21 protein-coding genes are annotated in these 21489 nt (G+C 69.3%); 9 read left to right on the top strand and 12 right to left on the bottom strand.

The window, feature by feature from the left end:
• Positions 1-18: 18 nt before the first annotated feature.
• Complete coding sequence (locus tag IG04_RS0138250; RefSeq protein ID WP_030481641.1) at positions 19-3021, top strand: MGH1-like glycoside hydrolase domain-containing protein; 3003 nt, start codon at positions 19-21, stop codon at positions 3019-3021.
• Here the strand turns inward: IG04_RS0138250 and IG04_RS0138255 are convergent.
• From IG04_RS0138255 to IG04_RS0138270, 4 genes are read right to left on the bottom strand one after another with little or no spacing between them, the layout of a single operon-like run.
• Positions 3018-3626 (bottom strand): TetR/AcrR family transcriptional regulator, encoded by a 609-nt coding sequence (locus tag IG04_RS0138255; RefSeq protein ID WP_030481642.1) that lies wholly within the window; start codon positions 3624-3626, stop codon positions 3018-3020. The genes IG04_RS0138250 and IG04_RS0138255 overlap by 4 nt on opposite strands.
• Before the next feature lie 40 nt (positions 3627-3666).
• Positions 3667-5211 (bottom strand): acyl-CoA synthetase, encoded by a 1545-nt coding sequence (locus tag IG04_RS0138260; RefSeq protein WP_030481643.1) that lies wholly within the window; start codon positions 5209-5211, stop codon positions 3667-3669.
• Positions 5211-6338, bottom strand: coding sequence for a DUF5938 domain-containing protein (locus IG04_RS0138265; protein ID WP_030481644.1), 1128 nt, complete (start codon positions 6336-6338; stop codon positions 5211-5213). The genes IG04_RS0138260 and IG04_RS0138265 overlap by 1 nt, the downstream gene beginning before the upstream one ends.
• A 2-nt stretch (positions 6339-6340) precedes the next feature.
• Positions 6341-7144 carry an SDR family NAD(P)-dependent oxidoreductase gene (locus IG04_RS0138270; RefSeq protein ID WP_030481645.1) on the bottom strand — a complete coding sequence of 268 codons (804 nt, stop codon included), beginning with the start codon at positions 7142-7144 and terminating at the stop codon, positions 6341-6343.
• Between the two features lie 133 nt (positions 7145-7277).
• Here IG04_RS0138270 and IG04_RS0138275 point away from each other — a divergent pair, with 133 nt between their 5' ends.
• From IG04_RS0138275 to vanX, 4 genes are all read left to right on the top strand, one after another.
• Positions 7278-7916 carry a TetR/AcrR family transcriptional regulator gene (locus IG04_RS0138275; protein WP_030481646.1) on the top strand — a complete coding sequence of 213 codons (639 nt, stop codon included), beginning with the start codon at positions 7278-7280 and terminating at the stop codon, positions 7914-7916.
• 69 nt (positions 7917-7985) lie between these two features.
• Complete coding sequence (locus IG04_RS0138280) at positions 7986-8948, top strand: D-isomer specific 2-hydroxyacid dehydrogenase family protein (protein ID WP_063758368.1); 963 nt, start codon at positions 7986-7988, stop codon at positions 8946-8948.
• Complete coding sequence (locus IG04_RS0138285; protein WP_030481648.1) at positions 8945-9943, top strand: D-alanine--D-alanine ligase family protein; 999 nt, start codon at positions 8945-8947, stop codon at positions 9941-9943. The genes IG04_RS0138280 and IG04_RS0138285 overlap by 4 nt, the downstream gene beginning before the upstream one ends.
• Positions 9940-10539, top strand: coding sequence for a D-Ala-D-Ala dipeptidase VanX (vanX, locus tag IG04_RS0138290; RefSeq protein ID WP_030481649.1), 600 nt, complete (start codon positions 9940-9942; stop codon positions 10537-10539). Before IG04_RS0138285 ends, vanX begins: the two co-directional genes overlap by 4 nt.
• 9 nt (positions 10540-10548) lie before the next feature.
• Here the strand turns inward: vanX and IG04_RS0138295 are convergent, their stop codons facing one another.
• From IG04_RS0138295 to IG04_RS0138310, 4 genes are all read right to left on the bottom strand, one after another.
• Complete coding sequence (locus IG04_RS0138295; RefSeq protein ID WP_030481650.1) at positions 10549-11619, bottom strand: sensor histidine kinase; 1071 nt, start codon at positions 11617-11619, stop codon at positions 10549-10551.
• A 94-nt stretch (positions 11620-11713) separates the two neighbouring features.
• Positions 11714-12115 (bottom strand): hypothetical protein, encoded by a 402-nt coding sequence (locus IG04_RS0138300; RefSeq protein ID WP_030481651.1) that lies wholly within the window; start codon positions 12113-12115, stop codon positions 11714-11716.
• Between the two features lie 34 nt (positions 12116-12149).
• A complete protein-coding gene (locus tag IG04_RS0138305) occupies positions 12150-12683 on the bottom strand; it encodes a DUF305 domain-containing protein (RefSeq protein ID WP_036016722.1) in 534 nt (177 codons plus the stop codon).
• Positions 12683-13540: a lytic polysaccharide monooxygenase gene (locus tag IG04_RS0138310; RefSeq protein WP_051771633.1), complete on the bottom strand. Its 858-nt coding sequence runs from the start codon at positions 13538-13540 to the stop codon at positions 12683-12685. The genes IG04_RS0138305 and IG04_RS0138310 overlap by 1 nt, the downstream gene beginning before the upstream one ends.
• 212 nt (positions 13541-13752) lie before the next feature.
• On the opposite strand from IG04_RS0138310, the gene IG04_RS0138315 reads away from it, so the two are divergent.
• The gene (locus IG04_RS0138315; protein WP_051771672.1) at positions 13753-14097 is read left to right on the top strand and encodes a VOC family protein; all 345 of its coding nucleotides are present in this window, start codon (positions 13753-13755) and stop codon (positions 14095-14097) included.
• Position 14098: 1 nt separating this feature from the next.
• Here the strand turns inward: IG04_RS0138315 and IG04_RS0138320 are convergent, their stop codons facing one another.
• Both IG04_RS0138320 and IG04_RS0138325 read right to left on the bottom strand, forming a co-directional pair.
• Positions 14099-14584 (bottom strand): GtrA family protein, encoded by a 486-nt coding sequence (locus IG04_RS0138320; protein WP_144065240.1) that lies wholly within the window; start codon positions 14582-14584, stop codon positions 14099-14101.
• Positions 14585-14659: 75 nt separating this feature from the next.
• A complete protein-coding gene (locus IG04_RS0138325) occupies positions 14660-15580 on the bottom strand; it encodes an AraC family transcriptional regulator (RefSeq protein WP_051771636.1) in 921 nt (306 codons plus the stop codon).
• A 70-nt stretch (positions 15581-15650) separates the two neighbouring features.
• On the opposite strand from IG04_RS0138325, the gene IG04_RS0138330 reads away from it, so the two are divergent.
• The gene (locus tag IG04_RS0138330) at positions 15651-16277 is read left to right on the top strand and encodes a class I SAM-dependent methyltransferase (RefSeq protein WP_144065241.1); all 627 of its coding nucleotides are present in this window, start codon (positions 15651-15653) and stop codon (positions 16275-16277) included.
• A gap of 123 nt (positions 16278-16400) precedes the next feature.
• Complete coding sequence (locus tag IG04_RS44610; protein ID WP_144065242.1) at positions 16401-18368, top strand: WD40 repeat domain-containing serine/threonine protein kinase; 1968 nt, start codon at positions 16401-16403, stop codon at positions 18366-18368.
• Here IG04_RS44610 and IG04_RS0138340 read toward each other — a convergent pair.
• Positions 18365-18832 carry a hypothetical protein gene (locus IG04_RS0138340; protein WP_030481659.1) on the bottom strand — a complete coding sequence of 156 codons (468 nt, stop codon included), beginning with the start codon at positions 18830-18832 and terminating at the stop codon, positions 18365-18367. The genes IG04_RS44610 and IG04_RS0138340 overlap by 4 nt on opposite strands.
• An 85-nt stretch (positions 18833-18917) precedes the next feature.
• Here IG04_RS0138340 and IG04_RS0138345 point away from each other — a divergent pair, with 85 nt between their 5' ends.
• Positions 18918-20615 (top strand): cation:proton antiporter, encoded by a 1698-nt coding sequence (locus IG04_RS0138345; RefSeq protein ID WP_030481660.1) that lies wholly within the window; start codon positions 18918-18920, stop codon positions 20613-20615.
• Here the strand turns inward: IG04_RS0138345 and IG04_RS0138350 are convergent, their stop codons facing one another.
• Positions 20616-21377: a GntR family transcriptional regulator gene (locus IG04_RS0138350; RefSeq protein ID WP_084400982.1), complete on the bottom strand. Its 762-nt coding sequence runs from the start codon at positions 21375-21377 to the stop codon at positions 20616-20618.
• Between the last annotated feature and the right edge of the window lie 112 nt (positions 21378-21489).

Here is a 21489-nt window from a genome sequence, read left to right on the forward strand (position 1 = left end):
TCCCACTTCAATGGACCCATGCGCGTGTCAATGACGATGCTCGTGGTGGCGGTGTTGACGATCTCGACGGCAGGGCCGGCGGTGGCACGGCAGGACCGCGCGGCGGCACCTGACCCGTACCCCTCGGTGGGTGCGGGCACGAACTTCCTCGACCACGCCGGGCTGCTGGGGAACGTCCCGGAGCCGGCCTGGTACGAGGCGAACATCCCGTTCGTCGACCTCCCGGACCGGGAGATCCGCGACACCTACTACTACCGCTGGCGCACCTACCGCGAGGCGCTCAAGTACACCGGCCCGAAGGACGGCTGGATCGTCTCCGAGTTCCTCGGCCCGGTCGGTTACTCGGCCCCGAACGGCGGCATCGTCGCGGCGGCGGGCCACCACGTCTACGAGGGCCGCTGGCTGCGTGACCACCGCTATCTGGACGACTACGTCGACTACTGGCTGCGCGGCTCCGGCGCCGGTCCGAAGCCCGCGACCGACTTCCTCAACAAGAACACCACCGACTGGGCCCACCAGTACTCGTTCTGGGCCGCCGACGCCGTGGCGGCACGTGCCGCGGTCGACGGCCGCTCCCGGTTCGCCACCGATCGGCTGCCCGAGCTCGTGCGGCAGTGGCAGCGCTGGTCACCGCAGTTCGACCAGGACCTGGGGCTCTACTGGCAGACGCCGGTGTGGGACGCGATGGAGTACACGGCCAGTTCGTACCAGAGCCCCGATCCGTACCACGGTGGTGACGGCTTCCGGCCGACCCTCAACGCCTACCAGTACGGCGACGCGCGGGCGATCGCGCAGCTGTTCAAGGCGCGGGGAGACGCAGCGGGCGCGCGCCCCTTCGACCAGGCCGCGGACGCGTTGCGGGCGAGCCAGGAGCGGTGGCTCTGGGACGACGCGGGCAAGTTCTACAAGCACGTCATGCGCGACGACAACCCCGGCCGCACCAAGCTCGCCGACCGCGAGGCGATCGGCTTCGTGCCGTGGTACTTCCACATGCCGCCCGCGGCGAACAGCGCTGCGTGGGCGCAACTGACCGACCCGCAGGGGTTCGCGGCGCCGTACGGGCCGACCACCGCCGAGCGCCGCAGCCCGTGGTTCATGCGGGACGCGCTGAACGGCTGCTGCCGCTGGAACGGCCCCAGCTGGCCGTTCGCGACCAGCCAGACCCTGACCGCGCTGGCGAACCTGCTGATCGACTACCCGGCGCAGTCCTACGTCGACCGCGACGACTACCTCGCGGTGCTGCGCGGCTATGCGCTGACACAGCGCAAGAACGGCGAACCCTACGTCGCCGAGGCGCACCACCCCGACGAGAACCGCTGGCTGTACGACGGCAAGGGCCACAGCGAGGACTACAACCACTCGACGTTCAACGACAACGTGCTGTCCGGCCTGCTCGGCATCCGGCCGCAGCTCGGGACCGCGGTGTCGATCGCTCCGCTGGTCCCGGACTCCTGGAACCACTTCGCCGCCGAGAACGTGCCGTACCACGGGCACAACCTCACCGTGCTGTGGGACAGGGACGGCAGCCGCTACGGCAAGGGCGCGGGCCTGCGGGTCTGGCTCGACGGTCGGCTCACGCACACCCAGGCCGGCCTCGCACCGGTGCGCCTGACGATCCCGGCACGGACCTCGGCGGACGTCCCGGAGCTCGTCGACGACTTCGCGAACGTCAGCCGCACCGGGTTCCCCACCGCCCGCGCGTCCCACAGCTACAGCGCCGACCCGCCTGCCAAGGCGATCGACGGCCAGGACTTCCACCTCGACGTGCCCGGCACGCGCTGGACGTCGTACGGCAGCCCGAACTCCGCGGACTGGCTGGAGGTCGACCTCGGCGTGCCGGCACCGATCTCGGATCTGCGCGTCGTGTTCTACGACGACGGCGGGGGAGTGCGCGTGCCGGCGACGTTCGACCTGCAGTACTGGGACGGCCAGTGGCGGGACATCCCCGGCCAGCGAAGAACTCCCGCGCAACCGGTGGCACGTCAGCTGAACCGCGTCCTGGTGGAACCGGCGGTGACCACCAGCCGGGTGCGGATCCTGCCGCGCCGCGCGGATGGCGGGGCCGTCGGCATCACGTCGTTCTCGTCGTGGCGGTCGCCGGTGCGAGGGCTGCGGGCCTCCATCCCGGACGATCTCGCGGTCCGCGCCGGAACGGTCGAGACGACCACGACCTTGCAGGCACAGCAACCGTTGCGCGGTGTCCGGGCGACGCTCGCCGTACCGCCGGGGTGGACGGCGGTGCCACTGTCGTCGGCCTACGCCGCACAGCTCGGGACGGGCCGGAGTCTCGTCACCCGGTGGCGCGTTACGGCACCTACCGGCCTGGGACTGGGTGAGCGGGCGCCGATCCGTTTGCTGGCAACGGCTTCCGGCGACAGCGGTGTCACGTCGGCACTGAGCTCCGCGCAGACCGTCTTCGATCCCGCCGCCTACTCCACCATCGTCTGGGACGACACCTACGAGACGGACCGTCTCGTCTCGTACCGCGTGGACGGTCCGTTCGGCGAGCCGCCACCGGCGTTGAAGGTCGCGGACGGCGTGCTGACCGCGAGCGCCGGGACGCGTGCCGGTGCGGTGCTCGCCGCGCCGGTCACCGGTGCCGCCCGAGGCACGGCGGTCGTCGTCGAACCCCGGTCGTTCGCGGGCTCGGCGCCCGAGGACAGCCTGTTCCTCGGCCAGATCGCCGGGAACCGCGACTTCGCCCTGGCCTGGTTCAACAACGCGGGCAGGGCTTCGGGCGTGGACGTGACCGTGGCGGGCGTTCGCCGCGGCGACGAGGCCACCGGCGGCTGCTGCGCGACCCTGACCTGGGCACCGGGCGACCGGCTCGCCGTCGTGGTCGAGAACGGTCAGCTGACCAGCTGGCAGGAGCACGCCGGCCGGTGGACGTTGCTGCGCTCCGCGCCGATCGGGTCCGTGGTGGATCCATCGGTGGTCGCGGGATGGGCGCCTGCTCTCGGCCTGCGCCTGGACGCGGGTGCGCTGACGATCGACCGCTTCACCGTGCGCACCAAGGCCTAACCGCAGACGCGCTCGACCAGGACCTGCCAGCTGGTGATCAGGTTGTTCACCACGGCTTCCGGGTCGGGCGCGTCCTCGTCCTGAGCCCGCAGGTAGAGCAGGATCGGCCCTTCCAGCGCCGCCACGAGCTGCAACGCGAGGGTGCCGCTGGCGGCGTCGTCCGGACACGCCTCGGTGAGCAGCATGTGGACGTGGAACAGCGAGGGACTGTCGCCGGCGGGCACTGGCTGGCCGGGGTCCAGGGACGCGCGCGCCAGGACCGTGTGCTCGACGAGGAACTCGAGCCGTGCGCGTCCGAACGCGACCAGCCGTTCGGTCGCCGAGGCCCCTGGCCCGAGCGGCGGCGGACCGGCCATCACCCGTTGCTGGAAGAGCTTCTCCTCCTCGTCCAGCAACGTGTGGAAGATGCCCGCACGGGTGCGGAAGCGCCGGAACACCGTGCCCTTGCCGAGTCCGGCACGTTCGGCGAGGCCGTCCATCGTGACCCTGTCCGCGCCCAGTTCCGCGACCATCTCCCGGGCGACCTCGATCAGGTGAGCACGGTTGCGCGCGGCATCGGCCCGCTCCTCGCGAGGACGGCCCAGCGGCAGCGCGGCAGGTTCCACTGCCCGAACGCTACCCGTCGATCTCCGCTCGGCAGTGAGGTCAAGGGACCTCGAGTGCTGCGAGTCGCTGCCTGATCTCGGCCTTCAGCACCTTGCCCACCTTGGACCGCGGCAGGTCGGGCCAGATCTCCACCTGCTTGGGCGCCTTCACGCCGCCCAGTTGCTCCTTCACGAACGCGATCAGCTCGGCGGGATCGGCGTGGCCGGCGGCACGCAGCTGCACGACCGCCGTCACCCGCTCGCCCCACTTCTCGTCGGGCAGCCCGACCACCGCGCTGTCCTGGACCGCCGGGTGCGCCCGCAACGTCTGCTCGACCTCGGCCGAGTAGACGTTGAACCCGCCGGTGATGATCATGTCCTTGGCGCGGTCGACGATGAACAGGTAGTTGTCGGCGTCGAGGTACCCGATGTCACCGGTGTGGTGCCAGCCGTGCGTGCTCACCTCGGCCGTGGCCGCCGGGTTCTCGTGGTACCCGGCCATCACCAGCGGGCCGCGCACCACGATCTCGCCGCGTTCGCCGGCGGGCAGCAGCGCGCCGTCCGCGGCCATGATCGCCACCTGGGTCAGCGGTGTCGGCCTGCCCGCCGACGACAACCGCTCGTGCGCGATCGAGCCGTCGGGCAGGAAGTGGTCCGCGGGGGCCAGCGTGGCGATCATGTTCGGCGCCTCGGTCTGCCCGAACAGCTGCCCCATCACGGGCCCGATCCGGTGCAGCGCCTCGGTCAGCCGCACCGGGGACATCGGTGCCGCGCCGTACCAGAGGCATTGCAGCGAACCGAGTTCCGTCGAGTCGAGCGCGGGGTGGTCGAGCAGGCCGTAGATCACCGTCGGCGGCAGGAACGCGTGCGTGATCCGGTGGTGCTCGATCAGCCGCAGGAACTCGCCGAGGTCCGGCGCCGGCATGATCACCGTCTCGCCGCCCAGCGACATGATCGGGAACGTGAGCACGCCCGCCGAGTGCGTGAGCGGGGCGAGCGCCAGGTACCGCGGCCGGTCGCCGAACGGGTAGCTCATCAGGGTCAGCGCGGTCGCGGTCTCCAGGTTGTGCCCGGTCAGCCGCACGCCCTTGGGCCGCCCGGTCGTGCCACCGGTGCCCGCCAGCACGCAGAGGTCGTCGTCGGCCACGGTCACCGGTTCCGGCTCACGTCCGAAGCGCGAGAGCCAGTCGGTGAACGTGACCGCGCCCTCCACCTCGCCGTCCAGGCACACCAGCGTGGTCAGCGCGGGCAGGTCGCCGCGGATGCGGTCGACCAGCGGAGCGAACTTCGCCTGGAAGAACAGGCAGCGGCACCCGAACAGGTCGAGCAGCTCGCGGTTCTCCGCCGCCTCGTTGCGGGGGTTGACCGGGCACCACACCGCCCCGGCCCGCGAGATGCCGAACACGCAGGTGAGTGCCAGCGGGTCGTTCGCCGACAGCACCGCGACCCGGTCGCCCGGCCCGATTCCGCTGCCCTGCAACGCTCCCGCGATGGCTCGGGAGCGTTGCTGGACCTCGGCGTAGCTCTGCGAGGAGCCGTCGATGGTCAGACAGGGGGCGTCGCCTCCGAGCGACGCCCCCTTGTCCAGGTAGTCGCAGAGCTGCATCAGCGGTGCACTTCGAGGATCGGGTCGAGGACCAGGCCGAACGACCGCAGCGCGCCCAGCAGCTCCCGGTGCCCGAACGCCTGGCAGGCCGACGCGAACCCGGTCCGGCGCGGCGCGTCCTGCAGCAGGTGCACGGCGGCGTGCACGTTCAGCAGCGCCGTCTGCTTGTAGTTGCAGTTGCCGTGGATCACGCAGTGCGCGCGGCCCAGCGGACCAGAGGCGTGCACGGAGTCGAGGGAGATGTTGATCCGCGGGTTCTCGCGGGGCGGCATCTCACTGCGCACCTGCGCGGAGAACGCGTCGACGATCTCGTACTTCTCCGCGTCCGACTTGCCCTCCATCTGCTCCAGCGCCGCCGCGACGATCTGCGGCACGCCGAGCATCAACGGCCGGTTGAACACACCGCCGAGCGCCCGCACCGACGCGACGCGCGGGTCCTTCTTGAACCACACCGGATGCGCGGTGCCGCCCCACGGCAGCGCCAGGCCCAGTTCGTGCTGGCCGGGAACGGTGAGCTCGTAGAGCCCCGCGTCCGCGGGCCATTCCACGTACTCGTTCTGCTCCAGGAAGTACGCCTTCGAGAACGCGGCGTTCGTGAGGATGGTGTTGGTGGAGGCGACGGTGGGGTAACCCTTCCAGAACACCCCGATGTCCAAAGTGTCCAGTCCGGGCTGCTCCAGGCAGATCTGCGCGGCGATCTCGCCGACCGTGTACATCTGCGCGATGCCGGGGGAGATCAGCAGGCCCTGCTTCGCGAACTCGGCGCCGTACTGCGCTTCGGCGTCGATCATCCAGTCCTGCTCGCCGTTGGTGTCGGTGTAGTGCGCGCCGACGTTCAGGCTTGCCCGCACGGCTTCGTGGCCGTAGCGGGAGAACGGCCCGACGGTGTTGAGCACGACCTTGGCACCGGTGAACGCCTCGGTCAGCGCCTCCTCGGTGTGCTCGACCTCCACGACGTCGTAGCAGACCGTGTCGATGCCGGGCACGGCGTCGACGGCCTCCTTGACCCTCTTGCCGTCGCGGCCGACGGCGAGGAACGGGATGCCGTACTCACGCAGGTACTCGCAGATCAGGCGACCGGTGTAGCCGGAGGCACCGTAGACGACGACAGGCTTGTCGGTAGGCATGGTCACATCCCCATTCCGCCATCGACCGGGAGACCCGCCCCGGTGATGAACTTCGAAGCGTCCGACGCGAGGAACACCACGGCGTCGGCCATGTCGTCGACCTGCCCGAGCCGGCCGAGTGGCGTGAGCTCCACGACCGCGCCGACGGCGGCCTCGACCGAGGGGAAGAGGCCCAGCTGGGCGCAGTCGACGGCCAGCTGGTTGCCCATCGCGGTGGGCGTGAGGCCGGGGTAGATGCAGTTGACCCGCACGCCGTAACCGAGCTTGCCGGACTCCGCGGCCGCGACCCTGGTCAGGCGGTCGATCGCCGACTTGGTCGCCGAGTAGACGCTGATGCCGGGGAAGGCGATGGTCGCCGCGACGGACGCGATGCTGATGATCGAGCCGCCGTTGCCCGCGGCTCCTCCCGGACGCATGGCGCGCAGGCCGTGCTTCATGCCGAGCGCGGTGCCCAGCACGTTCACGTCCAGCATCCTGCGGACGTCGGCGGAGTCGAGTTCGGTGATCAGGCTGGTGATCTCGATGCCCGCGTTGTTCACGAGGATGTCGAGGCCGCCGATCGCGTCGACGGCCGTGGCCACCGCTGAGGCCCAGCTCGCGTCGTCGGTGACGTCCAGCGGCACGAACTCCGCCGTCGCCCCCGAGTCACGCAACGCCTGGGCGGTCTGCTTGCCCTCGTCCTCCAGGATGTCGCCGATCAGAACCGACGCCCCGGCCGCCGCGAGAGCCTGCGCCATGCCGGCGCCCAGCCCTCGTGCGCCGCCTGTGACCAGTGCTTTCCGTCCGCTCAGCTGATAGCTCGTCATTGAGTCGCCTCCTCGGTGAGATGGCCCACACACTAGCTATTCCTTGACAGTCGTCAAGTTTTTCTTTGACAACTGTCCAAGATTTTCTGGACGAATGGTCAAGGTTTGTCGCAGCGGGCGATAGGATCTGGGGGTGACAGAGGTCGCTTCGCGCAAGCAGGACCGGATCGCCCGCCGGCAGGTCGACAAGTTCGACGCCCGGCGGACGGAGCTCGCCGTGGCGACGCTGCACACGCTCGCCGAGCTGGGCTACGCCCGCACGAGTCTGCGGGAGATCGCGCAGAACTCCGAGTTCTCCCACGGAGTCCTGCACTACTACTTCGCGGACAAGCGCGACCTGCTCACCGAGGCGGTCCGCCAGTACGAGGTCGTCTGCGTGACGCGCTACGACGAGGTCGTGGCCACGTCGACGACGGCGGAGCAGTTGCGCGCCGAGTTCGTGGCGATGTTCTTCGACACCCTCGGTCAGGACGCGCCGCTGCACCGCCTCTGGTACGACCTGCGCAACCAGAGCCTGTTCGACGAGTCGTTCCGCGCCGACGTGCTGGAGATCGACGGCCACCGCGAGGACATGGTGTGGCGGGTCGTCAGCCGCTACGCCGAACTGGTCGGAGGCACGCCCTCGGCGTCGCCGGGCACCACTTACTTGACGCTCGACGGCATCTTCCAGCGGGCGCTGCTGCACCATTTCACCGGAAACGCCGGCACCGTTGCGCAGTTGCGCACCGAGCTGCCCGCCGTGATCGACCTGCTGGTGACCAAGGCCGAATAGCGGCCGTATCGCGAACATATCGAAAACCGCATACGGACCGGCAACGCCACGTCTTCTTGACTGGGAGACATGGCAACAGGCATCACGATTTACGGGTGCGAGCCGGACGAGGCCGTCCTGTTCCGGAGAATGGCACCCCGCTGCGGCGTGACGCCGACCATCACCGAGTCGGCGGTGTCCGAGGCCAATGCCGAACTGGCCCGCGGAAACCAGTGCGTCAGCGTCGGCCACAAAACCCGCGTCACCGATTCCACCCTTCTGGCGCTCGGCCGCGTGGGCGTCCGGTACATCTCCACCAGGAGCGTCGGCTTCGACCACATCGACGTGGAGTACGCCGAGAGCCTGGGCATCACCGTCGGGAACATCGCCTACTCGCCCGACAGCGTCGCCGACTTCACGGTGATGTTGATGCTGATGGCCGTGCGCGACGTGAGATCCGTCCTCCGGCGCGCTGACCTGCATGACTACCGCTTGAACGCGGTGCGCGGCAGGGAGTTGCGCGACCTGACGATCGGCGTGATCGGCACCGGCCGCATCGGCGTGGCGGTGATGGACCGGCTGCGCGGTTTCGGCTGCGGCGTGCTGGCCCATGACAGCCGGCCCCGCAACTCGGCCGACTACGTGCCGCTGGACGAACTGCTGCGGGTGAGCGACATCGTCACGCTGCACACCCCGCTGAACCCGGGAACACATCACCTCCTCGACCGTGACCGAATCGCGCTGATGAAACCCGGCGCGATCGTCGTCAACACCGGACGTGGCCCGATCGTCGACACCAAGGCCCTGGTCGAGGCATTGGAAAGCGGCAGTCTCGGCGGCGCGGCACTGGACGTCGTCGAAGGTGAGGAAGGAATCTTCTACACCGACTGCCGGGCTCGCGACATCGACAGCGAGGCGCTGCTGCGACTACGGAGAATGCCGAACGTGCTGATCACTCCGCACACCGCCTATTACACGGACCACGCCCTGAGCGACACCGTCGAAAACAGTCTCATCAACTGCCTGAGCTTTGCAAACGGGGGAATGCAGTGACCAAGGTGAAGATCGGAATCATCTTCGGCGGGACGTTCGAGGAGCATCCCGTCTCGGTGAAGTCCGCGGGGGAGGTCGCGCGGAGCCTCGACCTCGCGAAGTACGACCCGTTCTGGATCAAGATCACGCGCAGCGGCGACTGGAAGCTCTGCGCGGGCCCGGACGCGGAGGACGGCCGCCCGGTCGTGCTCTCGCCCGACGGCCTGCTCGTCCTGGGCGACGGGAGGTTCGAGGCGCTGGGGCTGGACGTCGTGTTCCCCGTGCTGCACGGCAGGCTGGGGGAGGACGGCGCGGTGCAGGGCCTGCTGGAGGTGACGGGCATCCCCTACATCGGGTGCGACGTCCAGAGTTCCGCGCTGTGCATGGACAAGTCGCTCACCTATGTCGTCGCACGAAGCGCAGGAGTCGCGACGCCGACGTTCTGGACCGGCACACCGGACTCGCCCGCCTATCCGGTCTTCGTCAAACCGGCCCGCTCCGGATCGTCGTTCGGCGTCACCAAGGTGTCCACTGAGGACGAACTGCAGGTCGCGCTGGAGGTCGCCCGGCAGTACGACTCCAAGGTCGTGATCGAGGAGGCCGTGACGGGCAGCGAGATCGGCTGCTCGATCCTGGGCGCGGGGGACGACCTGGTCGTCGGCGAGCTGGACCGGGTCGCGCTGACCCACGGCTTCTTCCGGATCCACCAGGAGAGCACTCCCGAGACCGGTTCGGAGAACTCGACGTTCATCGTGCCCGCGGACATCCCGGCGGAGTCGCGTGCTCTCGTCCAGGAGACGGCGAAGGTCGTCTACCGCGCGCTGGGCTGCTCGGGCCTCGCACGGGTGGACATGTTCCTGACACCGGACGGGAAGGTGGTTCTCAACGAGGTCAACACGATGCCCGGCCTCACCTCCTACAGCCGTTACCCGAGAATGATGGCGGCCGCGGGACTGTCGCTCGGCGACGTGATCGACCGGCTGGTGTCGCTGGCGCTGACGGGGAAACTCCGGTGAACGCCGGCTTCGTCTTCGTGGACGTGCCCGGAATCCGCTGGGACGCCAAGTACGCCACGTGGGACAACTTCACCGGCAAACCCGTCGACGGCTACCTGGTCAACCGGATCGTCGGCACGAAGGCGCTGGTCGCGGCCCTGACGATGGCGCACGAGAAGGCCGAGTCGCTCGGTTTCGGCCTGCTGCTGTGGGACGGCTATCGCCCGCAACGCGCCGTCGACTGCTTCCTGCGCTGGGCCGAGCAGCCCGAGGACGGCCGGACCAAGGCCCGTTACCACCCGCGCATCACCAGGGCCGAGATGTTCGAACAGGGTTATGTGGCCGCGAAGTCGGGCCACAGCCGCGGCAGCACCGTCGACCTGACGCTCTACCACCTGGACACCGGTGAGCTCGCGTCGATGGGCGGCGGTCACGACCTGATGGACCCGATCTCGCACCACGGTGCGGCGGTCGGCGAGGTCGAGACGGCGAACCGGCAGCACCTGTGCTCGATCATGGAGGCCTGCGGGCTCCGCCGCTACGACAGCGAGTGGTGGCACTACACGCTGGTCGACGAGCCCTATCCGGACACCTACTTCGACTTCCCGATCGGCTGAGCGGTCGTGTCACGGTGCGGCGGGCAGCCGCACCGTGACACGCAGTCCACCTTCGGCCCGAGGCGTGAGCGTGAGGGTGCCGTCGTGCGCTTGCGTGATGCTCTTGACGATCGCCAGGCCGAGGCCGACTCCCGCGTGGTCACGACGGACGCGTTCGGTGCCGCGCTGGAACGGCTCGGTCAGCGTCGACACCAGCCGCTGCGTGAGCCGTTCACCGGTGTTCTCCACGGTGAGCGTGACGAACGCGGGCCCGACGGTCGTGCTGATCCACACGGTGCCGCGGTCGTTGTGCACGATCGCGTTGTGCAGGAGGTTCGTCGTGATCTGCAGCAACAGCGCCGGAGAACCAGCGGCGAAGGCGATGTCGCCGGACGTCTCGACGGCGACGCCGTGCTTCTCAGCCAGGGGCAGCAACGTCTCGACGGACTCCTCGGCCAGCAGCGACAGGTCGACGCGGCCGCGGGTGAACGTCCGCTGATCGGCGCGACTGAGCAGGAGCAACGCCTCGGTCAGGTCGATCGCCCGTGCGTTGACGAAGTGCAGCCGGTCGACGAGCTCGTCGGCGTCGCGGTCCTTGCGCGCCACGTCGAGCAGCGTCTGGGTGATGGCCAGCGGCGTGCGCAGCTCGTGGGAGGCGTTGGCCGCGAACCGCTGCTGCGCGGCGACGTGTGTCTCGAGCCGCGCGAGCATGGCGTCGAACGTGTCGGCGAGTTCGTGGAACTCGTCCGCGCGCCCCGGCAACTCGATGCGGTGGGAGAGCGAGCCGCCCGCGGCGACGCGCGTGGCGTGCGTGATGCGGTGGAGCGGGGCGAGCACGCGTCCCGCCAGGAACCAGCCGCCGATGAGCCCGAACACCAGCAGGAAGCACAGCACCCCGGCGATGAAGGGCCCGAAGGAGGCCAGCAGACGGTCGCGGCGGATCCAGAAGTTGCCGGTGGGAGTGTGGAGCCAGCCGTCGGGCAGGAAATAGAGGTAGTAGAGGAGCACCGCGGCCATCAGCAGGATGCCGGTGACCAGGAGGAAGCCCGCGTAGCTGATGGTGAGTTTGAGGCGGACGCTCAAACCCGGTGCCCTGTCCACGGCCCCGAGGTTAGAACAAAGTCCATATCGCCCGCGTATCCATCCGTGCTGTGGACGCGACAGGCCTGCCTGCCGCGTCCACAGAGGACCGGGTCTAGAGCATGGGCGGCATCAGCCGATAGCTCTCGGCGTAGTACTCGTCGGTGCGCTTGCGGTAGCTCTCGTGGTCGTCCGGGTCGTACTCCGGCGCGTTCTTGATCTGCTCCTTCGTGCGGTCGACGTGGACCTTGCGTTCCTCGTGGTCCACGTGCCGCACGGTGCCGACCGGGAGCACGACCTTGCGGCCGAAGATCCACGGGCCGGTGTCGACCATCAGGCAGTCGTGCGGCACCTTGGCGTTGTCCTGGTCGATCTTGCCGATACCGCCGTCGGTGGCCTCGACCTCGTAGCCGATCAGGCCGGTGTCGGGACGATTCGCGAGGTCCTGCTCGCGGTCCGGCTCACCGGTCCACGACGGATCGCGCCACACCCAGGGAACGAACGGGACGGGTTGCATGTCGGCCTCCTTCGGTCCGCCATGGGGTACCCCGTTACGCCCGGTCGAGGAACTTCTTCATCATGCCGATCTGCGCGGTGCGGGACTTGTCGATCCGGTCCGCGAGGTCCTTCACCTCCGGGTCGGCACCACTGCCGGTCTCCCACCGCGCCATCTGCACGGCGTCGTCCTGGTGGGCGATCATGACGTTGAGCAGGCGCTGGTCGAACTCCGCGCCGCGCAACGCGGTCAGCCTCGCGACCTCCTCGGGATCGGACTGCCGCATGCCGCCGTGACCCGTGTGCGAGTCCGGCGGTGCCGTCAGCGGTTCACCCCACGACGTCAGCCAGCCCTTCATCGTCTCGGCCTCGGTCGCCTGCGTCTGCGCGATCGCGGCCGCCAGCATGCGCAGTTCCTCGTTCTGCGCCCGGTCCCGCGCGAGGGCGACCATCTCCACTCCCTGCTGGTGATGGGGCAGCATCATCTGCAGGAACATCACGTCCAGCGGATCGCCGCGCAACACGGCGTCCGGCTGCGTGGCCGCGCAGCCGGACACCACGAAGGCGAGCGCCAGCAAGAAGAACCGCATCAGAGGCGTCGCCACAGGGCGGGCGTGGCCGGCGGTTCCCAGCCGGAGATGGCGGTGTGCGCGAGCTGGCACTCGTAGTTCACACCGTTGTAGGTGACGCGGTTGCCGACCGAGTAGGTCGTGCCCGCGGCCCACGTCCCGCCCACCGGCGGCTGGGTCGTGGTGGTCGTGGTCACCGGCGGCCGGGTCGTCGTCGTGGTGGTCGTCGGCGGGTTGGTGGTGCCGCCGCCGAAGTCGACGTCCGAGCACGTGTAGAACGCCTCGTTGCTGCCGACCACGCGCTGCCAGATCGAGTAGATGATGTGACGGCCCGAGCGGTTCGGGATGTTCAGCGTCCAGTTCGTGAACGTGCTGGGGTTCTGGCCGTTGAACGTCTGGATGTGCACGAGGTCCGACCAGCGCAGCGGCTGCGTCGGGTGCCAGCCGTCCCTGGTGATGTAGAACTCGAAGTTGCTGTTCGAGTGGGGTGCCGACGCGTGGTAGGTCACGGTCAGCGGACCGGGCGAGACCCGCTTGGCGGGCCAGTCGGCGCGTTGCAGGTCGAGACCGCGGTACTTGTCGCGGCCCGCGCTGCAGAGCTTGCCGTCCGGGATGAGCTGGCGGTGGCGCCCGCCGGCCTCGAGCAGCGAGACCTCGTTCCAGTCGTAGTAAGCCTGCGTGCCACCGGCGGCCACGGCCGCCTTGCACGCGTCGGACTTCGGGGTCTCCGGACCCTCGTTCTTGCACGTGTAGACCCGGCTGGCCGGATCGGACATCGTGCCGTGGGCGATCGCGGGCGTCGTGGGGACGATGAACGCGACGACGACCGCGGTGGTGGCGGACAGGCTTGCTAGGGCAAGCCGGGTACGTGTCTTCACAACGCCTCCTGGCAGGCGGAGGTGGCGAACACCTCCGCGAGGGAGGTGGTTCGCGTGACGGGTCGGCGGCCCTGGTTCACGAGTGTAAACAATTGGTTGAACCAGTTGCTTGGACCAATCGGACGAATCGACCTTCGTGCCGGGAGAACAGCGATGAGTTCGGAGCGCGGCGCTGGTCCACCCCTCCAAGACGATTCGGGAGGGTGGACCGCGTGGATCTGCACAGCGTGATGTGTGTGAGCGACCTGGCGAGGTCGCTGGAGTGGTACGGGGTGTTCTTCGGCCGCGAGGCGGACGAGGTCATCGGCGAAGAGCACCTGTGGCAGGTGGGGGAGAACGCGTACATCGTGCTCGACGCCCGTGCCGTGCGGTCGTCCCGCGTGGGCGGCTCGATGGTCACGTTCGGGGTGGCGCTGAGCGAGTTCGACGAGGCACTGGAACGGCTCGGCGCTCACGGGGTCCGGCACGAGCCCGTCGAGACGTACTCCAACGGGGTGCGGCACGTCGAGGCGCTGGATCCGGACGGCAACAGCCTGTCGCTGGCGGCGCTGCCGTAGGTCAGTTCTTGCTGTCGCGGAAGATGATCCAGCGCATCACGCTGTACATGAACGCGGCCTCGCACGCGCCGGCGACGATCCGGGACAGGTGGTACTGCAGGCCGATCTCGGTCAGCGCGCTGCCGACGCCGAGGATGAACGCCAGGTAGTTGATCGCGATCGCGACGGCGTACAGGCCCGCCTGCGGTCCGACTGGCGCGTGCGAGCGGAAGTTCAGTGCCCGGTTGAGCACGAAGCTCAGGCCGAACGCGAGCACGTAGGCGATCGTGAACGCGAGCGGCACCGGCAGGCCGAGACCACTGCGGAACGCGGTGAGCAGCAGCAGGTCGATGCCGAACGTGAACCCGTTGATCAGGGCGAACCCGAGGAGGCTCGGCGCCACGACGCGGGACAGGCCGAACGGCAGCCACCTCACCACGACTTCCATCAGGTCGTGGAACCTCGTGCCGAGGGCTTTGTCGTTCATCGTGGGTGTCCCGCCGGTCATGGTCACGACAGTGCCACGGCGCAGAGGGACGAATCCGGCGAAACGCCTGATGATCGACAGGCCGTCCACAGGAGTTCAGCGGGCGTTCAGGTGGTTGAACCGCCGCCAGCGCGTGGGGCTCATCCCGTGCAGCTTGCCGAACGTCCGCGCGAAGTAGCCCGCGTCGGAGAAGCCCACCTGCCGCCCGATGTCGCCGACCGGCAGGTCCGTGACGGCCAGCAGTCGCCGCGCCTGGACCATCCGGCGCTCGGTGATCCACTCCTGCACCGTGCGGCCGGTCCGCCTGCGCACCGTCGAGGTCAGGTGGCCGGGGGAGATGCTGACCGCGGCGGCGACCTCGCGCAGCGACAACGGCTCCGGGTAGCGCCGTTCGATCACGTCGAACACCTCGGCCAGCAGTGGTTCGGCGTTCTCGCGCAGGTCGCCGACGACGTCCGCGGCGAGCCTCGAGACCGCGACCAGCAGCAGCGTCAGATGCGCCGACACGGCCTCTCGGTAGCCGTCGCGGCGGTGCCGCAGTTCGTCGTGCAGCGCCTTGATGCGAGCGGTCCACTCGGCGCGCTGGTCCTGGGGGACCTTGAGTCGCAACGCACCGGTCGCGCCGCCGTGGACGAACGGGAACAGCAACGGGTGCGTGCGCCACGCCAGGTGTGCGCCGGGAGCATCGGGGCCGAGCGCGTCGGCGGTGAAGAAGACGCTCCAGCCGTGGGCGCCGAGGAGGTCGTCGCTGCGGGCCTGGCCCATCACGTCGCCGGGCGCGATGACGAACAGGTCGCCGGCCTCCACCTGCCTGACCTGCCGGCCGTGGCGGACCACGCCGCCCGCGGCGGAGAAGTAGGCGATGCCGGGGAAGTCGTGCGAGTGGGCCTCGTGCGCGCCGTCGAAGTCCGCGCCGTGCCCGAGTGGAACCACCGCCACGGACAGCTCACCGGGAACCGGCTGCCAGGCGTACTGCGCGGGCTCGGCGCCCTTCAGGGGTGTTCGCTGGGTTCGCACCGTCAAATCATCCCATTCAAACCGTGGATCGGCACAGAAATACTGCCCTGACAGCAGTCAGAATCGAAGCATGACCGAAGTATCGTCCCAGGAGCGGGACTACCTGCCGGGAATGGGCAAGCACTACCTCCTGCCCCTCTACGAAGTGGTGCACCTGGTGTCCGGGCTCGCCGGTGTGCACGACGAGATGGTCGCGGCGGCCGGGCTGCGCAGCGGGCAGCGCGTGCTGGACGTCGGCTGCGGCACCGGAAACCTGTTGCGGACCACCGGAAAGCGCCATCGGGACGTCGAACTGTTCGGCGTGGACCCCGATCTGAAGATGCTCGCGCGGGCGGAGCGCAAACTGCGTCGTGCGGGGCTGCGCGCGAGGCTGGACAAGGGGTTCGCGCAGGAGCTGGCGTTCCCGGACGCCTCGTTCGACGCCGTCTTCTCCAGCCTGATGCTGCACCACCTCGACACCGCGTCGAAGGACGAGATGCTCGCCGAGGTCCGGCGCGTGCTGCGGCCCGGCGGCGTGCTGGTGCTCGCCGACGCCGTGTTCCACGACCACGGGCCGACGAAGGACCACCTGCGCGACAACGTCGGCGACGCCGTGCCGAAGCGGATCGCGGAGGCCGGGTTCACCACCGAGCCGACCAGGAGGCGGAAGCTGCGGATGTTCGGCGCGGTCGGAATCGAGGTCGCGAGAGTCCACTAGGGACAGATCCATTGTCGACCGATTGACTGCGCACGATGTTTCTTTGCTGCCAACAGTTCCAGTAGATTACGAACTTGCCGGTCGCCGTGGTGGGAGCGTGTTCTCCCATCTAGGCTGCGCGCCGTGACAGATGCGACGGGAAGTCTGGTGGCGCAGCGCTACCGGCTCGTTCAGGTGATCGGCACCGGCGGCATGGGCCGGGTGTGGCTCGGCCGTGACGAGGTCATCGGCCGTGAGGTGGCCATCAAGGAACTGCTGCTGCCCGCCGGGCTCGACGCGCAGCAGCGGGCGTTGCTGTGCCAGCGCGCCATGCGTGAGGCGCAGCTCGCCGGCCAGCTCAACCACCCCGGCATCGTCACCGTGCACGACGTGGTCGAGTACAACGGCACCCCGATGATCGTGATGGAGTTCGTCCGCGGCGGGTCGCTGTCCGACGCCATCAGGTCGCAGGGCGCGCTGCCCCCGGACCAGGTCGCCTACATCGCCACGTCGATGCTGAGCGCGCTGCGGGTGGCGCATCAGGCCGGGATCGTGCACCGCGATCTCAAGCCCGCCAACGTGTTGCTGTCCGGCGACCGGGTCGTGATCACCGACTTCGGCATCGCCAGGCTCACCGGCGACGTCCCGCTGACCACCGACGGTTCCATCGTCGGCACGCCCGCGTACATGGCGCCCGAGCAGGGCACCGGCGCGGCGATCACCCCGGCGACGGACATGTGGTCGCTCGGCGCGACCCTCTACGCCGCCGTCGAGGGCAGGCCGCCGTACCAGGGCCAGGACTTCATGACGACCCTGTCGATGCTGCTCACCCAGGAGCCGCCACCCCCGCAACGCGCCGGGCACCTCACGTCGCTGCTCGGTGGGCTGCTGCGCAAGAACCCCGCCGACCGAGCCTCCGTCGACCAGGCTCTCGCGATGCTCGCCGGCGTGCCGGTCGTGCTGCCCGTCGCGGCGAAGTCCGGCGTCAGCAGGCGCACGGCGCTGCTGGCCGGGGTCGGCGTGGTCGTGGCGGCCGGCGGCGGCACCGCGTGGTGGCTCGGTACCAGGAAGGACGACGGTGAGGGGGCGCAGTTGCCGTCCACCGGCGACAACAAGGCGGCCTCGGACAAGGAGGGCGGCTCCGAGCAGTCGGCGACCTCGTCGGTGACCGAGCCGGGACGGCCGGAGGAGTTCACCGAGCACGTCCAGCTGGTCGACCACAAGGCATCGGTGTCGTCGGTCGCGTGGAGCCCGGACGGCAGGATCCTCGCCAGCGCCGAGGACGGCCTGGGTGCCGGAGGTGCCCTCGTCCGCATCTGGGACACCACGACGAACAAGCTCATCGGCACCGTGCAGAACCCGGACGGCCCCGGCGGCGCGTCGGCGTGCGCGGTCGCGATCAGCCCGGACGGCAAGATCCTCGCGGCGGGCGGCAACCGCACCGGCGGCTTCACCACGTACCTGTGGAACATCGCCGACCGCTCGATGATCGGCGGTCTGGACGACAGCCGTTCCATCATGAAGACCCTGCGCTTCCACCCCGACGGCAAGACGCTCGTCGGCATCACCCACACCGGCCGCCTGCTGGTCTGGGACGTGGCGACGCGCAAGGTCAAGATCGGCCTGACCGAGGCCAAGGGCAGCAGCGAGCTGTCGTTCAGCCCGGACGGGAAGCTGCTGGCCTACGCGGGCACCAAGTACCAGGAGATCAAGATCGTCGACCCCGCCACGGGCAGGACGGTCAAGACCATCAACGACTCGACCGGCGACGGCGGCTCGTTCTCGCCCGACGGCAAGAGCCTGGCGGTCGTCGACGGCGACGGCAGGAACAGCATGCAGCTCTGGGACGTGGAGTCCGGCCAGAGCAAGGCGGTGTTCCCGCGCGCCGACGACGGCCTCACCATCTCGAGCGCGCTGTTCCGCCCGGACGGCAGGACGGTCGCGACCTGGGGACAGGGCAACTTCGTGCAGCTGTGGGACGTGGCGGCCAAGAAGGTCCGCGCCACGGTGATCGGTGCGGGCGGCCAGATCCAGACGGTGGCGTTCTCGCCCGACGGCAGGCGGATCGCGGCGGGTGGCGACGACAAGTCCGTCCGGATCTGGAAGCTTTAGACGCCTTCCAGCTCGAAGACGTCGATGCCGTGGCGTTCCAGCGTGTCCGCGAACGCCTCGATGACGTTGTCGAGGATCCACTCGCAGCGGGCCCGCATGACCGCGCCGTCCGGCGTCCTGAACGCGGGAATGGTCGCGGTGAGACGGGCGGCCGTCGGCCACTCGTTGTCGTACTGCCACAGCTCCGCGGCCGGGGTCAGGAAGATCCCGGCCTCCTTGAACACGCCGGGGTGGGTCGCGCTCGGGGTCCTGGCGGCCAGCACGAGCCAGCCGGACGCGATCCGCACCTTCTGGCCACCGACCGTGTCGTGCAGCGTGTGCTCTGCGGGGATCTGGTGGTTCGTCAGCAGGACCACGACCTTGCGCGCCCACTCGGAGATGGTCGCGGACCTCGCGGCCCACATCTCGGCGGCTTCTTCGTCGTCGAGCTTGCGTTGCTTCATGAACGTCACGAGATCATCCATGATCGGTGAATATAGGACACCCGCCGTCGTCGGATCGGCGTGGCTGCGCGGGCGGGGTCCGTCCCGATCAGACAAACTGCACGCCATGCAGGAATGGGCCTTGCTCGCCGTCGCGGCCGTGCTGATCATCGTGGTGGTGTCGTACGTCGCGCCCAAACTGGGCGTGGCGGCACCCGTGCTGCTCGTGCTCGTCGGCATGGGCTGCAGTCAGCTGCCGGGAGCGCCGCACCTGTTCGTCGAACCGGAGTGGATCCTGGTGGTCGTGCTGCCGCCGATCCTGTATTCGGCGGCCGTGAACGTGCCGGTGGTCGACTTCAGACGCAACTTCGCGACCATCGGCGCGTTGTCGGTGCTGCTCGTGGTGGTGTCGGCGTTCGGCACCGGCCTGCTGATCTGGTGGCTGCTGCCTGAGATCGGGTTCGCCGCCGCACTCGCGCTGGGCGCGGTGATCAGCCCGCCGGACGCGGTCGCCGCCACGTCGATCGGCAAGAAGCTCGGCCTGCCGCCCCGCCTTGTCACGATCCTCGAAGGCGAAGGGCTGGTCAACGACGCGACCGCGCTCGTGCTGCTGCGCACGGCCATCGTCGCGATCACCGCCAGCGTGTCGTTCGGCAGTGCGCTGGGTGACTTCGCCTATGCCGTGTCGGTGGGCGTCGCGGTCGGTGCCGCCGTCGGCATCGTGTCGGTGTGGGCGCGGGCGCGGATCCAGGGCCAGCCGGTGCTCACCACCGCGATCTCCTACGTGGTGCCGTTCCTGGCGTTCATCCCGGCCGAGGAGGTGCACGCGTCCGGCGTGATCGCCGTCGTGGTGGCCGGGCTGATCACCGGCCACCAGAGCGCGCGCAGGTTCACCGCGCACGACCGCATCTCCGAACGAACGAACTGGCGCACGATCCAGCTGTTGCTGGAGAACGGCGTCTTCCTGCTGATGGGCTTCGAGCTCACGTCGGTCATCGGTGCCGTGGCGGACGACCAGATGGCGCGGACGCTCGTGCTCGGCGCGCTGGCCACGGTGGCGCTGGTCGTGCTGCGCGTGGCGTTCACGATCCCGGTGATCGCCCTGCTGCGCAGCCAGCAACGCCGCGCGGACGCGTTCACCGGTAAGCTGGAGTCCTTTGTGGATCGCTTCACCGCGCGAGGTCCCACGCCCGGTGAGGAGAAGCGGTACGACCGCGGCATCCGCATGCTGCAACGCAAGCAGGCCGACGTGGCGTTCTACGCGAGCGAAGGCCTCAGCTGGCGCGGTGGCGCGGTGCTCGCCTGGTCGGGTATGCGCGGCGTGGTGACGGTGGCGGCCGCGCAGACGCTGCCCGAGGACCTGCCGTACCGTTCCGAGCTGATCCTGATCGCCTTCACCGTCGCGATCCTCACGCTCGTCGTGCAGGGCGGCTCGTTGCCGCTGGTGATCAGGTGGCTGGGCATCCGCGGCAACGACCAGGACCACGAACGCCGCGAGTACGCGCGGCTGGCGGGTGAGCTGGTGACGGCGAGCCGGACGTTGCTGGAGAGCTCGACGCTGTGCCGCGAGAACGGGGAGCCGTTCGACGAGCACCTGCTGGAACAGACGCTCGAGCGGATCATCGCGATGAGCGAGGGCATCGAGAAGAAGCTCACCGAGCAGGACCCGGACATGTCGATGCACCAACGCTTCGAGCTGCAGCGGATGATGGCGGACGCGCAGCAGAACGCCCTGCTGGACGCGCGCGCCAGTGGCACCTACGCCTCGCACACCCTGGAGAAGGCGCAGAACTTCGTCGACAGCCAGAGCACCCGGTTCATGTGATCAGAACGGATTGCCGCTGACCCGTGCCTGCACGTCCACGGTGTTGCGCGGCGAGGCCCCGAGCGTCAGCCGCGAGACGATCCGGTACCGGTCGCCGCGGTAGATCGAATGCACGTACTCGACCTGCCGCCCCTCGGCGTCCGTGGTCAGCCGCTCGAACAGCAAAGCCGGTGCCAGCACGGGAACGCCGAGCAGCGAGGCCTCGGAGTCGTTCACCACGGTGGGCTCGATCGACTGCACGGCCTCGGAAACGTGGACGCCGTGCTCGCGCAGCCGTTCGTAGAAGTCGCCGGACTCCATGTCGTGCAACGTCAACGAGGGCGCGACCTGAGCGGGCACGTGCAGGTACTCCAACGCCATCGGCTCGCCGTCGACCAGCCGCAGGCGGGCGATGTAGTGGATGTCGGCGGCGGGGGAGAGGTGCAGGCGGCGGCCCACCCTGGCGCCTGCCGGGATGCGGGCGTGTTCGAGCACGCGGGACGACCACGTGCCGCCGGCCTGGGGCAGGGACATGGATCCCGTGTCGGAGACCATCTCCTGGGTGATCTTGGCGCGCGCCACGAAGGTGCCCCGGCCGTGCTGGCGGACGAGCAGGCCGGTGTTGACCAGTTCCTCGACGGCCGAGCGGATGGTGGGGCGGGAGACCGAGAGCTGCTGGCACAGCACGCGTTCGGCGGGGATCGGGGCGCCCGCCGGATGGGTCTCGATGAGCTCGAGCAGGTAGTCGCGGACGCGCTCGCGCTTCAGGATCGCTTCGGCCATGCCCCTCCGCTCGGTCGGCGGCCAGTATGGCATACCACTGGTAAGTAACCGGTCTGGTGAAGATCGAGAGCGCTCCCACGCGTCCAACCAGGGTATTGACCTGAGAAGTGGT

It is taken from the genome of Lentzea albidocapillata (genome assembly GCF_000719115.1).
Lineage (GTDB): Bacteria > Actinomycetota > Actinomycetes > Mycobacteriales > Pseudonocardiaceae > Lentzea > Lentzea albidocapillata.

What these genes read in the sequence shown, in the direction of transcription:
- IG04_RS0138250 (WP_030481641.1), top strand. Translation starts at nt 19, where the DNA reads ATGCGCGTGTCAATGACGATGCTCGTGGTGGCGGTGTTGACGATCTCG.
- IG04_RS0138260 (WP_030481643.1), bottom strand. Translation starts at nt 5,211, where the DNA reads ATGCAGCTCTGCGACTACCTGGACAAGGGGGCGTCGCTCGGAGGCGAC.
- IG04_RS0138265 (WP_030481644.1), bottom strand. Translation starts at nt 6,338, where the DNA reads ATGCCTACCGACAAGCCTGTCGTCGTCTACGGTGCCTCCGGCTACACC.
- IG04_RS0138270 (WP_030481645.1), bottom strand. Translation starts at nt 7,144, where the DNA reads ATGACGAGCTATCAGCTGAGCGGACGGAAAGCACTGGTCACAGGCGGC.
- IG04_RS0138280 (WP_063758368.1), top strand. Translation starts at nt 7,986, where the DNA reads ATGGCAACAGGCATCACGATTTACGGGTGCGAGCCGGACGAGGCCGTC.
- IG04_RS0138300 (WP_030481651.1), bottom strand. Translation starts at nt 12,115, where the DNA reads ATGCAACCCGTCCCGTTCGTTCCCTGGGTGTGGCGCGATCCGTCGTGG.
- IG04_RS0138305 (WP_036016722.1), bottom strand. Translation starts at nt 12,683, where the DNA reads ATGCGGTTCTTCTTGCTGGCGCTCGCCTTCGTGGTGTCCGGCTGCGCG.
- IG04_RS0138320 (WP_144065240.1), bottom strand. Translation starts at nt 14,584, where the DNA reads ATGACCGGCGGGACACCCACGATGAACGACAAAGCCCTCGGCACGAGG.
- IG04_RS0138330 (WP_144065241.1), top strand. Translation starts at nt 15,651, where the DNA reads ATGACCGAAGTATCGTCCCAGGAGCGGGACTACCTGCCGGGAATGGGC.
- IG04_RS0138340 (WP_030481659.1), bottom strand. Translation starts at nt 18,832, where the DNA reads ATGGATGATCTCGTGACGTTCATGAAGCAACGCAAGCTCGACGACGAA.
- IG04_RS0138345 (WP_030481660.1), top strand. Translation starts at nt 18,918, where the DNA reads ATGCAGGAATGGGCCTTGCTCGCCGTCGCGGCCGTGCTGATCATCGTG.
- IG04_RS0138350 (WP_084400982.1), bottom strand. Translation starts at nt 21,377, where the DNA reads ATGGCCGAAGCGATCCTGAAGCGCGAGCGCGTCCGCGACTACCTGCTC.